Below are 12,804 nucleotides of genomic sequence, written 5' to 3' on the forward strand. Positions count from 1 at the left end.
TCATGGTAGTAGGAGATTTCCCAATCGAAACAGATACTCTTGTCATCGGTGCAGGTCCTGGTGGATATGTAGCTGCTATTCGTGCTGCACAGCTTGGACAAAAAGTAACAATTGTTGAAAAAGGAACACTTGGCGGTGTATGTCTAAACGTTGGCTGTATCCCTTCAAAAGCATTAATCAATGCTGGCCATCGTTTTGAAAATGCTAAGCATTCTGAAGACATGGGTATCAAAGCTGAAAACGTAACAGTTGATTTCACAAAAGTTCAAGAGTGGAAAGCTTCTGTTGTTAATAAGTTAACAGGTGGAGTTCAAGGTCTTCTTAAAGGAAATAAAGTAGACATCGTCAAAGGTGAAGCTTATTTCGTAGACAGCAACTCTGTACGTGTAATGGATGATAATTCAGCACAGACTTATACGTTCAAAAATGCAATTCTTGCAACTGGATCTCGTCCAATTGAATTGCCTACTTTTAAATACACAGACCGCGTGATCAACTCAACTGGTGCTTTAGCGCTTAAAGAAGTACCTAAAAAGTTAGTTGTCATCGGTGGTGGATACATCGGTACTGAGCTTGGTACTGCTTATGCAAACTTTGGAACAGAAGTTGTGATCCTTGAAGGTGGAGACGAAATCCTTCCAGGTTTCGAAAAGCAAATGAGCTCATTGGTTAAACGCAACCTGAAGAAAAAAGGAAACGTTGAAATCCATACAAACGCTCTTGCAAAAGGCGTTGAAGAAAAATCTGATGGTGTCACTGTTACGTTCGAAGTAAAAGGCGAAGAAAAAACAGTTGATGCTGATTACGTACTTGTGACTGTTGGTCGTCGTCCAAACACTGATGAGCTTGGTCTTGAGCAAGTTGGTGTTGAATTGACTGACCGCGGAGTTGTCAAAACAGACAAACAATGCCGTACAAGCGTATCTAACATCTATGCAATTGGTGACATCGTTGATGGACCACCACTTGCTCACAAAGCTTCTTACGAAGGTAAAATTGCAGCTGAAGCAATCGCTGGAGAGCCAGCTGAAATTGATTACCTTGGTATTCCTGCTGTTGTATTCTCTGAGCCAGAACTTGCAACTGTTGGATACACTGAAGCAGAAGCAAAAGCAGAAGGTATCGAAATCGTTGCAGCGAAATTCCCATTCGCAGCGAACGGACGTGCACTTTCTCTTGATGCAACTGATGGCTTCATGAAAATGATCACTCGTAAAGAGGATGGTCTAGTGATCGGTGCTCAAATCGCAGGTGTTGGTGCTTCTGATATGATTTCAGAGCTTAGCCTTGCAATCGAAGCTGGAGTGACTGCTGAAGATATCGCTATGACAATTCACGCTCACCCAACATTAGGTGAAATTACAATGGAAACGGCTGAAGTAGCAATCGGAAGCCCAATCCACATCGTAAAATAATGAAACCTATGAAGCCCTCTCCTTGATGGAGAGGGTTTTTTTGGTGCCCTGAACACCATATGAAAAACCCCTCATGAGGTGAGGGGTTTCAGCGTGTAGACAAACCCTCGCATTCTTTGTCAGTCCTGCGCGCTGGTGCTCACGAATGTCAAATTCGCTCCGCGCCTGTGCTCGTCCTTCCTAGACTTCAAAGGTTTTCTATCACGCTGAAAAAAAGACAAAGAGCTAAAATAAAGATCATTTTAGCCCTTTGTCAACAATTTGAAACCCCTCATGAGGTGAGGGGTTTTTTCATATGGATATATATAAGTGTAAGGTAAAATATCATTAGTTTGTATTGACGCGATCTAAAGCATGACATAAAGGTGATAAGATCTCCTGTTTACTGCGGACATTTCCTTCCACCTTCACGATCACTTTTTCATCATTGACAAGTAAAATAGCCGGTAATTCGTCCACTTCATTTTTCCAGCCTTTACGATCTTCTTTCACAATCATTTTTGACATTTCCTTAGGGTATTCATTTTTTAATTCGAGGACTGCATCATAATATGGGCTTTCTTTATCAAGGTTTTCTGCATCAGTAAAAAAGAGAATTCTCGGTTTTTGAATATGACGGACTTGGTCGGTCTGATTCGGTATGATATACGCAAATGAGCATGAACTAAGTACAAAGAGCATGGGGAATATAATGAGAAGTGTCCTCATAAAATTCAATCTATTCACCTCAAAATCATTTGGGGTTGTCCCAACATTTTTAGGAGCTTGTTCCCTGTTAGTCACTCTAGTGTATCATGTCCCTTTTGACAATTTTCGATTGTTACTCAATTGTTACAGAATTGATATGAAGCAAAATACAATTGAAACGTTCCCTCAATATGATGAGAAAAAGCACATATTTATAAAAAATGATTAAATGTGTCATACAATTAACCGTTGACAACTTAAATGTGTCATCATATTATAGAAATAAGAAATAGATCAAACGCTTTCAAACTATGAATGAAGAAAAGGGGAATGTACGTGGGTACAATTATTTGTCAAGATTGCAATGAAACCATTGATCAGTTTGAAAATGAAAAAGTGACAACGCTATACGGAACGTGTGGTCACTGTCATTGCTGTGATGAAGCCTCTGAATAAATAAAAAAGCATGCAGCTCCATTTGGGGCTGCATGTTTCTTTTTTATAAAATTGGTTTTTGTTCCTTAATCACACGGATCATTTCAAGCGTTGAATCTTCAGGTCCTTGGACAGGGAGACCAATTTCAATATTTTTAAAGATATACGATATATTTTCTTCTGTGATAATTTCACCTGGTATAAAAATCGGAATACCTGGCGGATACACCATCACAAACTCTGCGATAATGCGGCCGACTGCTTCCTTAAACGGAACGACTTCCGTTGTAGCGTAAAAGGCGTCACGCGGCGTCATAGCAAGCGATGGGATCTCAGGCAGCAGCACTTCCGTTACCGCTTGTTTGCCGCCCTCACGAGTAGAGGCTGCGGCAATTTCCTGCATCGCCGTCACGAGCGTATCAATTGTCTCATCTGAATCGCCAGGGGTGACGATACATAAAATGTTGTATAGGTCAGAGAGCTCTACTTCAATTCGGTAACTTTCTCTCAGCCATTTTTCGACATCATGTCCGTTTAACCCAAGGTCTTTAATAGAGATAATTAATTTCGTTGGGTCATAATCGTAAGTGGAAGCTGAACCGAGTACTTCCTTGCCAATGCAGGTAATGCCGTCAATTTGATTCAAACGGTCTCTCGCTGATTCAGCCAAACGAATGGCTTCATCAGCTAGTGCCTTACCTTCAGTGGCTAATCGTTTTCGAGCGACATCAAGTGACGCTAAGAGCAAATAAGAAGTGGACGTTGTCGTCAGCATACTCAAAATCGATTGCACGCGGTCTTTTGAAACAAGCCCTTCCTTCATATTTAAAATAGAGCTCTGCGTAAGAGAGCCGCCAAGTTTATGGACACTTGTTGCTGCCATGTCGGCACCTGCCTGCATGGCAGAGAGGGGAAGCTCATCATGAAAATGTATATGCACACCGTGTGCTTCATCGACAAGGACAGGCACATCAAATGAATGGGCAATGTCTACGATTGATTTTAAGTCTGCTGAAATACCAAAATACGTTGGATTAATGACAAGCAAACCTTTCGCATCTGGATGCTCAGTGAGCGCCTTTTTGGCTGATTCAGGTGTAATCCCGTGAGAGATGCCAAGCTCTTTGTCTATTTCTGGGTGAATAAAAACAGGAACTGCGCCAGAAAATACAATCGCGGACATAATTGATTTATGGACATTACGCGGAACGATAATTTTATCTCCAGGTCCGCATACTGTCATCACCATTGTCATGATGGCCCCGCTTGTTCCTTGAATGGAGAAAAACGTATGATCAGCACCGAAGGCTTCAGCAGCAAGCTCCTGTGCTTCTTTTATCATCCCTCGAGGTGAATGTAAATCATCGAGAGGTTCTATATTAATGAGGTCAATGCTTAATGCATTGTCGCCAATGAATGCTCTAAATTCAGGATCCATTCCGGCTCCTTTTTTATGGCCTGGAATGTGAAATTGGACTGGATTCGTTGCTGCGTGTTTTTTTAGTCCAGTATATAAGGGTGTATCATGTTGTGACAATTGCTTTCCCACCTTCATCGAAATACCTGCTATTATTGTGCCAATTACAGCAGATTTCATTGCATAAAACAAAAGAATTATATTATGAACTGATCGGAATGTAAAGCATAAAATCAATCGGTTTCTGATCAAACAGATGCTATAATAAAAGTTCAAATGAGAAATGAGTGTTAAAGTGAGGGACAAGTAAATGGAATATCAATATCCAATGGATGTCGACTGGACGACAGAGGAAAAAATTGCGGTCATTTCATTTTTTCAGGCTGTTGAAAAAGCCTATGAAAAAGGAATTGCGAAGCAGGAGTTATTAGATGCTTATAAACGATTTAAAGAGGTTGTGCCATCAAAAGCAGAGGAAAAAACGCATTGTGCGGCTTTTGAAAAGGGAAGCGGGTATTCCCCTTATCGTGCAGTGAAAACCGCAAGAGAGGCAGAAGAGACAGCCGTTATACGTATGTAAAAAACGAGCCTATAAGGGCTCGTTTTTTTATACAGATTCTTTCTGTGTGAAGCGGTATAGATACGTCAGCGTGCGGAAGGCATTTTCGATTTTCGATAGGAATTCTTCATTATTCATTTGAACGACTTCCTCTCTAGGCAGCTGGATGCCGCATAGAAGCTCGGCTTTCTTGACTGTTTGAACTCGTTCAAAAAGCGTTTTCAGCTGTTCGGAATCTAGTTCGCTGTGCCGCATGACATCTGGTTTCATATGATCTTTAGACCAAACAAAATCTTGCGGTATTTTCTGCTGGATGGTGTCTAGCTCTTTTTCAAACAGCTGGCCGTACTCACCTTTCACTGGAGATTCATAAATGAGCGCAAACCAGACAAAGACATGTGTTTTCCAAAGCCCAATTTGAAAATGAGGGAGCTTTTTATATCCGCGCTTACTGTTTGCAAAAGCAACCCAAGTATCATTTGGCGGGTTGACAGATCTTCTAGCATGCTTTGCGACGTGTACAAACATCTCGTCTCCTGTAATAGAAGAAAGAAGTGGTGCAAAATGTTCGCCAAGTGCCTCAAGCTTTGGACGGACTCTTTCTTTTAATACAGTCATTCGTTCATCTAAACCATCAACTGTGAATGTTTCAAAATCTTCATCTCTAAAACGCATTTCACTCATGTTATGCCTCCTGTATCTTTTCGCTGATCATATTTTATCATAGCTTGGGTCAAGCTCAAAAAAAGATGCACCGTCAGATAAAAGATTGTAAAGGGCGTGGTGCAGCGTTTAAAACCTTTCATTTTGTGGTACATCATTAATAGGTAAAGACACAATTTTCAGAATGTCGTTGCGGTTATGCGATCGCTTCATACGATATAAGCAAGAACCATTTCTCTTATCGATTGAATTTTTATCAATGAAAACTGACAAGGAATGAATCATTCTCTGGAAGGGGCGTTGACCAATGAAGCAAATCGTGAAGCAGGGGTATAGACAGGAGAAGAAAAATCGCATCGCTGTGTGGAGATTAGAGGTTGATTATGAGCTTTCTACGCTTCATGAAGCCATCGAACAAAAAGATGACATCCAAATCGAACGCAGCAAACGAAAGCTTGAGCGCCTAAGAAAAGAATGGGAGCAGCTTCAAGGGTAAAACAGGGTGAGGTAAAAACGAACCAATTCATCGGTTCGTTTTTGTATGAAGCTGCTTTTTTCTTGCTTTTACGTACATAATATCAGTATGCTATTACAAATAGGTCCTACATAGAAAAGAGGTTTACAATCTGATGACAAACTGGGTGGAAATTGACCGTCTTGCAAAGCTCTGGGTAAAAGAAGCAGGGAGCCGTATTAAAGCGTCCATGCAGGAAGGTCTATCAATTGAAACAAAATCAAATCCAAATGATCTAGTCACGAATATCGATAAAGAAACAGAACGTTTTTTTATTGAAAAAATACAGTCGACATTTTCAGATCATCACATTTTAGGAGAAGAGGGACAAGGGGAAGAGGTCACCTCACTCGACGGAATTGTGTGGATCATTGATCCGATTGATGGCACAATGAACTTTGTCCATCAAAAGCGCAACTTTGCCATTTCAATCGGGATATTTGAAAATGGTGTGGGGAAAATCGGTCTTATTTATGACGTCATTCATGACGAGCTCTACCATGCCATTAAAGGAGAAGGAGCCTATATGAACGATATCCTGCTCCCTCCATTAAAAGATGTGGAGATTGAAAAAGCCATTGTGGGTATTAATCCGACATGGGCGATTGAAAGTCCTTATTTTGACGCCAAACCATTTGCCCGTCTAGTGCGTGACGTGAGAGGGACACGAACGATTGGATCAGCTGCCCTTGAGCTTGCTTATATTGCAAGCGGCAGAAGTGACGCATATGTCACCTTAAGGCTTGCACCGTGGGATTATGCAGCGGGCTGCGTGCTGCTTGATGAAGTAGGGGCCGTTTACTCAAATATTCACGGAGAACGTCTTACGTTCCTAGACAAAAACAGCATAGTGGCTGGAAATCGATCCATTTGTGAAAAAATCTTGCATGATTACATAAAAGGAAGCGGAAATAAAAAATAAACGACATCACTTCATGAGAATGAAGTGATTTTTTGTTTTTCCTGAAACTTTTTGGTAAGGCGGATGTCTATACGAATGAGGCCTTAATTTCATGTAAAGGATTGTGTATCAATGTTTGATTTGTTTAGTGATTTATCGCTCCATTTTGAAAGGTATTTTATTTTAAATGAGTACAGTATCCACATCATTCAATGGTGTGTACTTGGACTATTTGTCCTTTTCGTGACACTCCCCATATGGAAAGAAAAGAGGAGTCGTTATGTATTCTATGCTGGTATCATATTAAGAGTAGTGCTATTAGGCGGGATGACAGTTGAAATGATCCACCAAGTCCTGTCTAGACAGTATACGATCGAAACATTTGAAGTGCTGACAGATTTCATGCAATTTCTCATTTATGGGTACGTCTTGCTTGCATCACTGTACTATGTGATTACTCTTCCTTATTTAAAAAATAAAGGTATGTTCTTTGCTTTTGATTTATCTGTATTACTTCTGCCTTTATGTCAAACAGTGTTTATTGTGTTTGCTGAAAGCAAAAAGTTCTTTCTTAGCAGTGATACGGGGCTAATATGGAGAGATATGATCACCATTTTGGCTATGGCTTGCTTTGCCGCTTTGCTGCTCCACCTTTTCTTTCGCTTGTTTTGGCATTGGAAGTGGAAGGAATTGCTTTTGTTTTATATCTTGATTTTCGCAGCCTTGCTTTATATATTTTATCCTTCTATTTCGAAGTATGAGCTTCAATCTACATTTAAATCGATTGTCATTTTAGTAGCAGCGGCAGGAAGCTTTATGACGATTGATTTGTTATCTGCTTTACTACGGGACAAGGTGAAATTAAGGCAGTGGGGCGCTGGTTGTATAGCTGTCTTTTTTCTGCTATTACTCAACCCGATTGTCAATATTCCTCATACCATGTTCCAATTCACCAAAACGGAACTGGTAGATACTTTTTCAGAAGAATATCGCCCTTTATCAGCAGTAAGTGCAAAAGCATTCGCTTCAAAATTTGTACCAGAGGATCAATCGCTTTATTTAAATGCTAGTCATCAGCCTATCCCTTATCATTACGTGTTTGCAGATGATCAGTATGAAGTGAATATTTCTGCGTTTACAGGCGATTTAAGCGGATATTCTTATCGAGGTCGTGTAGAGGGGAAGGAACTGACCGATAAAGAATATAAGAAAAAAACCATTGAATTTTTCGAAAGAAGCGGGCGGTCAATCGATCTACAGCGCATTCAATTAGCTGTAAAAAAAGAGGACGGAGAGACGAATGTTCTTCTTCTGCCAAAAATGTCTCAGAATGAACGTGACAGCTTTGCGTTTGCCACTTGGAAAAAAGGGACCCTTCGACAAGCGCAATACGAAAACGCCATCTTTCAATTAAAGGATATAGACGGCTTCCGTTTAACAGAAACTGAGATAAAAAACAGGGTCAACAGTATTTATCAAAATTTAAATCTAAAGCCGCCAGTATATCAAATCACAGGCATTGATGATTTTTATTATGATTGGCAGCATGAAGTGAGGGTCACAACAAAAGATCAATCGGAGTTTCTGTTTAATGGCTCAACAAAAGATATCATCAGCTTCAAGTTGTCAAAATCACTTCTTCAACAGAAAAAAGAGAACGTCAGCGATGAAGATTTGTTAAAAATTATAGGGAAAAAGCCAAAAGACGTAAGAAAAGTAACAGGCACTAGTGAAAGTAAACAATATATATTTAAACGCTCCTCTCATGTCGTCAATCTGTTTAAAGGGGATGATGGAATTGAGTTGAGAGTGCAAGCAGCTTCTTCTATCCCGCACGGAGTATCTAATCAAGATCGTAATGAAGTCTATCAGCAAGTACTTAAAAGGTATAAACCATATACGATCTATAAAAAACAAATAAAACCTGTGAGGATGATCGACAAAGAAGGGAATATCGACATTTCATGGCTTGTCATCATACAAACCTTCGGATCAAATGAGCATAAAATCTATGAAGTGAATGGGCGAACAAAAGAGGTGCATCGTTTTGACAGATAAAGAAAAACAAGCCATCTTTCAAGACTTATATGAACTGTATCAAGAAGGGGATCTAGGAGCCGAGGCAGCCAGCTGGATGAAGGCACACGAACAGCAATTTCAGCATACGGCCGCGGGAAGAAAGCAGTCTTCAGCGCCGATGGAAAGCCATAATGACTATGACGAGTTAAAACGCATGAAAGGGTTTATTTACTCGTTATACTTCTTTTTTATCGTTTTATCGATTTGGATGACTGTGTGGTTTTATTTTTGATGTCCAGACCAGCCGACCAAATTGAAAAAATCTATGAAGAATATTTTCAGGAAATCACCAAATATTTATATCGCCGGACGGGAAATATGGAAACGGCCAAGGACCTTGCGCAAGACGTATTTATGAAGGCACTGCATGGGTTGTCCTCCTTTAAGGGACATTCTAGTATGAAAACATGGCTTTATACCATTGCGTATCACACATTTGTGAATGACTATCGCCGAAAAATAAAATGGACTTTTACGAACGTAGAAGAAATGGATTTCTTAGAGCAGCAGTCGTTCACAACACCAGAAGATTACATCGAAACACAAGCCGACATAGAAAGGCTGTGGCATCATATTCATCAGCTGAAGGATTCATATCGGGATGTCCTCATTTTAAGAGATATTCAAGAATTATCATATGAAGAAGTAGCTGAAATTTTGAATTGGACTTTATCTAAAGTCAAAACAACCCTTCATCGAGCGAGATTAGAGCTGAAGCGAATGCTACATTGTGAGGAGTTCAATAAATGAGCTGTTATTTGATTGAAGAATTGTTACCACTTTATATAGAGGGAGACACAAGTGCAGAAACAAATAAAATTGTTGCAGAGCACTTACAATCCTGCGAGAGCTGCCAACACCTTTATCACGAAATGAAAGAGCCAATAACCTTTATACAAATCCCTGATCTCATGCCATATATAGATGAAAAGGAAGAAAGAAGAAAATTCGAAAAGCGCTACTATGGCAAGCTGTTATATCGAGCAAGTATCGCGTTTTGTATAGGATATGTCGTGATGATCATTCTTTATTGGCTGAAATAAAAAAACCCCCATCTGGATAAACCAGATGGGGGTTTTCTAGCTTAGCTTAATTTTTCTTTCGCAATTTGAACTGCATCATAGAACGTTTTCAATTGCTCTTGAGGAATTTTCTTAAGCATTTGGTTGAAAACAAGTAATTCAGTAGAGCTGAATCCAAGACCTTTTGCGATTTTTGAATCAATCACAACGTTTCCTTTTTTGTCTAGAACAAGGGCATCACCAGCAAGATCAGCAATTCTGATCACTGATTTGAAAAGCTTTTCGAATTTAGCCGCTTCTTCTTTTGTAAGACCAAGTTCAACAGCTTTTGCTGCATCAAAAACCAATTTCCCTTTTTCGTTTTTAGTGATGCTTTCACTGAAAACGATTGTAAGAACAGCTGCGCGATCTAAGAATTTCTCAGCAGTCGCCGCTTCTTCTTCAGTTAGTCCGAGCTCAACAGCTTTTTTCACATCAAATGTGTAGTTGTTGTCTTCCTCAACAAATGAATTGATGAGAATGTTGATGACACGCTCGTTTTTCTCCAATAATTCTTTAATGATTTGCTGCTGTTCAAAAGGAATTCCTTTGAAAGTTGCAGCGCTTGCTTGCCCAGGAGCTACTGTTGTGAAAGTAAGAATGATAGCTAAAGCGAAAAATACAACAGAGCTGAGCGATTTGCTCAAAAACTTCTTCATGCTTCTTTTCTCTCCCTTTTCTGTTAAATTTTGTTGCAAGAAAAGCATACCATGAGAAACTTTGTGGAAGAATAGGAAAATTGTAACTTTATGTTTGATTTTGGAGAACTATAAAAGTTCTTGTCGATAAATGGAGGGGTTCAGATTGCTTACTTTTGTCAACTCTTCAAGATACGTTCCGTCTGATGAATGAAGCTTTCATAGGTGATTTGTCTTGTTTTTACTCAAAATAAAAAGCCTTCTACATGTAGAATGTAAAAGGCTTTTAACTAATTTTATGATTGCACGTTTAATTTTCTTTTTAATGTAAATCCTGTACCCATGAAAATCATGGCGAATACAATGCTTAGACATATACCCAGTATGTTTTTTTCTGCAAGAGTTACCCCAATAAACGCCATACTGACAACTGCAAGTAATGCACATAATAATAGAAGCCATTTGATTTGTTTCATATGTCCCCATCCCTTTTTTTAGAGTTAATATAAGTTTACAGAAAAACGATCGGCATTTAAAGAGGATTGTGATATAATATGAAAGTTATCTAATTATTTTAGGAGATGAAAATGTGAAACTTCGAAAAGACCTTCGCAACATCGCAATTATTGCCCACGTTGACCATGGTAAAACGACGCTTGTTGACCAATTGCTCCATCAAGCTGGTACTTTCCGTGCGAATGAAAATATCGCTGAGAGAGCCATGGATTCAAATGATTTAGAGCGAGAGCGCGGTATTACGATTTTAGCTAAAAATACTGCGATAAATTATAAAGATACACGCATTAATATTTTAGATACACCAGGACACGCCGATTTCGGTGGTGAAGTTGAGCGTATCATGAAAATGGTAGATGGTGTACTCCTTGTTGTGGATGCTTATGAAGGCTGTATGCCTCAAACACGCTTTGTGCTGAAAAAAGCACTTGAGCAAAACTTAACACCAATCGTTGTCGTCAATAAAATTGACCGCGACTTTGCTCGTCCGGCTGAAGTAGTCGATGAAGTGATTGACTTGTTCATTGAATTGGATGCAACAGAAGAACAGCTTGAGTTCCCAGTTGTCTATGCATCAGCAATCAATGGTACAGCAAGTAACGATGCGAGCAAGCAAGATGAAAACATGGAATCCTTGTTTGAAGCCATTGTGAACCATATTCCTTGCCCGGTTGATAACCATGAAGAGCCGCTTCAATTCCAAGTGGCGCTACTTGATTACAATGATTATGTTGGCAGAATTGGAATTGGCCGTGTATTCAGAGGAACAATGCAAGTAGGACAGCAGGTAGCCTTGATGAAAGTCGACGGCACTGTGAAACAATTCCGCGTGACAAAGATCTTTGGTTTCCAAGGATTAAAACGAGTGGAAATCAACGAAGCGAAAGCGGGAGATCTTGTCGCTGTATCTGGAATGGAAGACATCAACGTAGGTGAAACGGTTTGTCCGGTAGAACACCAAGAAGCACTTCCAATCCTTCGTATTGATGAGCCGACACTTCAAATGACGTTTGTTGTAAACAACAGCCCATTTGCAGGCCGTGAAGGAAAATACGTGACATCACGTAAAATCGAAGAGCGTTTAGAGCAGCAGCTTCAAACAGACGTCAGTCTTCGTGTAGATCCAACTGATTCACCTGATGCTTGGGTTGTTTCTGGACGCGGAGAGCTTCACTTATCCATTCTCATTGAGAATATGAGACGTGAAGGATTTGAATTACAAGTATCGAAGCCAGAAGTTATTGTAAAAGAAGTTGATGGTGTTCGATGTGAGCCTGTTGAGCGCGTTCAAATTGATGTACCAGAAGAGCATACTGGCTCTGTTATGGAATCAATGGGTGCAAGAAAAGGTGAAATGATTGACATGATCAATAATGGTAACGGTCAAGTTCGCCTGATCTTTACAGTGCCATCACGTGGTTTAATTGGATATACAACTGAATTTCTTTCATTAACTCGTGGTTTTGGTATTTTGAACCATACGTTTGACAGCTACCAGCCAATGCAGTCTGGTCAAGTTGGCGGACGCCGTCAAGGTGTACTTGTTTCAATGGAAACAGGTAAAGCGACTGCTTACGGAATCCAAGGTGTTGAAGAGCGCGGTGTGATCTTCGTTGAGCCGGGTACTGAAGTATACCAAGGGATGATTGTTGGGGAGCATAACCGTGAGAACGACCTTGTTGTAAACGTAAGCCGTATGAAACAACAAACAAACGTACGTTCAGCGACGAAAGATCAAACAGTTAGCATGAAAAAACCTCGCATTATGTCACTTGAGGAATCTCTTGAGTACTTGAATGAAGACGAATACTGTGAGGTTACACCTGAATCAATTCGTCTTAGAAAGAAAATTTTAGACAAAAACGAACGTGAGAAAGCAGCGAAGAAGAAAAAGCTAGCAGGATTATCTTAATTCCATG

Annotated in this window: 15 protein-coding genes; 10 read left to right on the forward strand and 5 right to left on the reverse strand. The window is 39.9% G+C overall.

Going from position 1 to position 12,804, the window contains the following annotated elements:
• The first annotated feature begins 2 nt into the window (after nt 1–2).
• A complete protein-coding gene (gene lpdA, locus AAYR28_RS06935; RefSeq protein WP_024426892.1) occupies nt 3–1,415 on the forward strand; it encodes a dihydrolipoyl dehydrogenase in 1,413 nt (470 codons plus the stop codon).
• Between the two features lie 327 nt (nt 1,416–1,742).
• On the opposite strand, the gene AAYR28_RS06940 is transcribed toward lpdA, so the two are convergent.
• A complete protein-coding gene (locus AAYR28_RS06940) occupies nt 1,743–2,123 on the reverse strand; it encodes a hypothetical protein (protein ID WP_227001729.1) in 381 nt (126 codons plus the stop codon).
• Nucleotides 2,124–2,438: 315 nt separating this feature from the next.
• On the opposite strand from AAYR28_RS06940, the gene AAYR28_RS06945 reads away from it, so the two are divergent.
• Nucleotides 2,439–2,558, forward strand: coding sequence for a GapA-binding peptide SR1P (locus tag AAYR28_RS06945; RefSeq protein ID WP_003212464.1), 120 nt, complete (start codon nt 2,439–2,441; stop codon nt 2,556–2,558).
• A 43-nt stretch (nt 2,559–2,601) separates the two neighbouring features.
• Here the strand turns inward: AAYR28_RS06945 and AAYR28_RS06950 are convergent, their stop codons facing one another.
• Nucleotides 2,602–4,074: an aminotransferase class I/II-fold pyridoxal phosphate-dependent enzyme gene (locus AAYR28_RS06950; protein ID WP_108909025.1), complete on the reverse strand. Its 1,473-nt coding sequence runs from the start codon at nt 4,072–4,074 to the stop codon at nt 2,602–2,604.
• A 190-nt stretch (nt 4,075–4,264) separates the two neighbouring features.
• Between AAYR28_RS06950 and AAYR28_RS06955 the strand changes: the two genes are divergently transcribed.
• Entirely contained in the window at nt 4,265–4,534 is a 270-nt protein-coding gene (locus AAYR28_RS06955; RefSeq protein ID WP_034281639.1) for a UPF0223 family protein, read from the forward strand.
• Between the two features lie 27 nt (nt 4,535–4,561).
• Here the strand turns inward: AAYR28_RS06955 and AAYR28_RS06960 are convergent, their stop codons facing one another.
• Nucleotides 4,562–5,197, reverse strand: a complete 636-nt coding sequence (locus tag AAYR28_RS06960) for a DUF1054 domain-containing protein (protein ID WP_024426894.1) — start codon at nt 5,195–5,197, stop codon at nt 4,562–4,564.
• A gap of 286 nt (nt 5,198–5,483) precedes the next feature.
• Here AAYR28_RS06960 and AAYR28_RS06965 point away from each other — a divergent pair, with 286 nt between their 5' ends.
• The 6 genes from AAYR28_RS06965 to AAYR28_RS06990 all read left to right on the forward strand — a co-directional run bounded on the left by AAYR28_RS06965 (nt 5,484) and on the right by AAYR28_RS06990 (nt 9,713).
• Nucleotides 5,484–5,672, forward strand: a complete 189-nt coding sequence (locus tag AAYR28_RS06965) for a hypothetical protein (RefSeq protein WP_024424761.1) — start codon at nt 5,484–5,486, stop codon at nt 5,670–5,672.
• A gap of 133 nt (nt 5,673–5,805) precedes the next feature.
• Nucleotides 5,806–6,612: an inositol monophosphatase family protein gene (locus AAYR28_RS06970; RefSeq protein ID WP_024426895.1), complete on the forward strand. Its 807-nt coding sequence runs from the start codon at nt 5,806–5,808 to the stop codon at nt 6,610–6,612.
• A 111-nt stretch (nt 6,613–6,723) separates the two neighbouring features.
• A complete protein-coding gene (locus AAYR28_RS06975) occupies nt 6,724–8,649 on the forward strand; it encodes a hypothetical protein (protein WP_345808958.1) in 1,926 nt (641 codons plus the stop codon).
• Nucleotides 8,639–8,902: a hypothetical protein gene (locus AAYR28_RS06980; protein WP_070325785.1), complete on the forward strand. Its 264-nt coding sequence runs from the start codon at nt 8,639–8,641 to the stop codon at nt 8,900–8,902. Before AAYR28_RS06975 ends, AAYR28_RS06980 begins: the two co-directional genes overlap by 11 nt.
• Nucleotides 8,902–9,420, forward strand: a complete 519-nt coding sequence (locus AAYR28_RS06985; RefSeq protein ID WP_061109971.1) for a sigma-70 family RNA polymerase sigma factor — start codon at nt 8,902–8,904, stop codon at nt 9,418–9,420. Before AAYR28_RS06980 ends, AAYR28_RS06985 begins: the two co-directional genes overlap by 1 nt.
• Complete coding sequence (locus AAYR28_RS06990; RefSeq protein ID WP_345808959.1) at nt 9,417–9,713, forward strand: anti-sigma factor family protein; 297 nt, start codon at nt 9,417–9,419, stop codon at nt 9,711–9,713. Before AAYR28_RS06985 ends, AAYR28_RS06990 begins: the two co-directional genes overlap by 4 nt.
• A gap of 41 nt (nt 9,714–9,754) precedes the next feature.
• Here AAYR28_RS06990 and AAYR28_RS06995 read toward each other — a convergent pair whose 3' ends face one another.
• Nucleotides 9,755–10,390 carry a hypothetical protein gene (locus AAYR28_RS06995; protein ID WP_024424766.1) on the reverse strand — a complete coding sequence of 212 codons (636 nt, stop codon included), beginning with the start codon at nt 10,388–10,390 and terminating at the stop codon, nt 9,755–9,757.
• Between the two features lie 275 nt (nt 10,391–10,665).
• On the reverse strand, nt 10,666–10,845 hold the full coding sequence (locus AAYR28_RS07000; protein ID WP_024426900.1) for a DUF5325 family protein: 180 nt from the start codon (nt 10,843–10,845) through the stop codon (nt 10,666–10,668).
• Nucleotides 10,846–10,958: 113 nt separating this feature from the next.
• Here AAYR28_RS07000 and typA point away from each other — a divergent pair, with 113 nt between their 5' ends.
• Nucleotides 10,959–12,797, forward strand: a complete 1,839-nt coding sequence (gene typA, locus AAYR28_RS07005) for a translational GTPase TypA (protein WP_024424768.1) — start codon at nt 10,959–10,961, stop codon at nt 12,795–12,797.
• Nucleotides 12,798–12,804 lie beyond the last annotated feature (7 nt).

This window comes from Bacillus safensis (genome assembly GCF_039619585.1).
GTDB classification, from domain to species: Bacteria; Bacillota; Bacilli; order Bacillales; family Bacillaceae; genus Bacillus; species Bacillus safensis.

Coding starts and splice junctions, on each gene's coding strand:
- AAYR28_RS06975 (WP_345808958.1), top strand. CDS start 6,724: ATGTTTGATTTGTTTAGTGATTTATCGCTCCATTTTGAAAGGTATTTT.
- AAYR28_RS06960 (WP_024426894.1), bottom strand. CDS start 5,197: ATGAGTGAAATGCGTTTTAGAGATGAAGATTTTGAAACATTCACAGTT.
- AAYR28_RS06940 (WP_227001729.1), bottom strand. CDS start 2,123: ATGAGGACACTTCTCATTATATTCCCCATGCTCTTTGTACTTAGTTCA.
- AAYR28_RS06985 (WP_061109971.1), top strand. CDS start 8,902: ATGTCCAGACCAGCCGACCAAATTGAAAAAATCTATGAAGAATATTTT.
- AAYR28_RS06995 (WP_024424766.1), bottom strand. CDS start 10,390: ATGAAGAAGTTTTTGAGCAAATCGCTCAGCTCTGTTGTATTTTTCGCT.
- AAYR28_RS06970 (WP_024426895.1), top strand. CDS start 5,806: ATGACAAACTGGGTGGAAATTGACCGTCTTGCAAAGCTCTGGGTAAAA.
- AAYR28_RS06965 (WP_024424761.1), top strand. CDS start 5,484: ATGAAGCAAATCGTGAAGCAGGGGTATAGACAGGAGAAGAAAAATCGC.
- AAYR28_RS07000 (WP_024426900.1), bottom strand. CDS start 10,845: ATGAAACAAATCAAATGGCTTCTATTATTATGTGCATTACTTGCAGTT.
- lpdA (WP_024426892.1), top strand. CDS start 3: ATGGTAGTAGGAGATTTCCCAATCGAAACAGATACTCTTGTCATCGGT.
- AAYR28_RS06990 (WP_345808959.1), top strand. CDS start 9,417: ATGAGCTGTTATTTGATTGAAGAATTGTTACCACTTTATATAGAGGGA.
- AAYR28_RS06955 (WP_034281639.1), top strand. CDS start 4,265: ATGGAATATCAATATCCAATGGATGTCGACTGGACGACAGAGGAAAAA.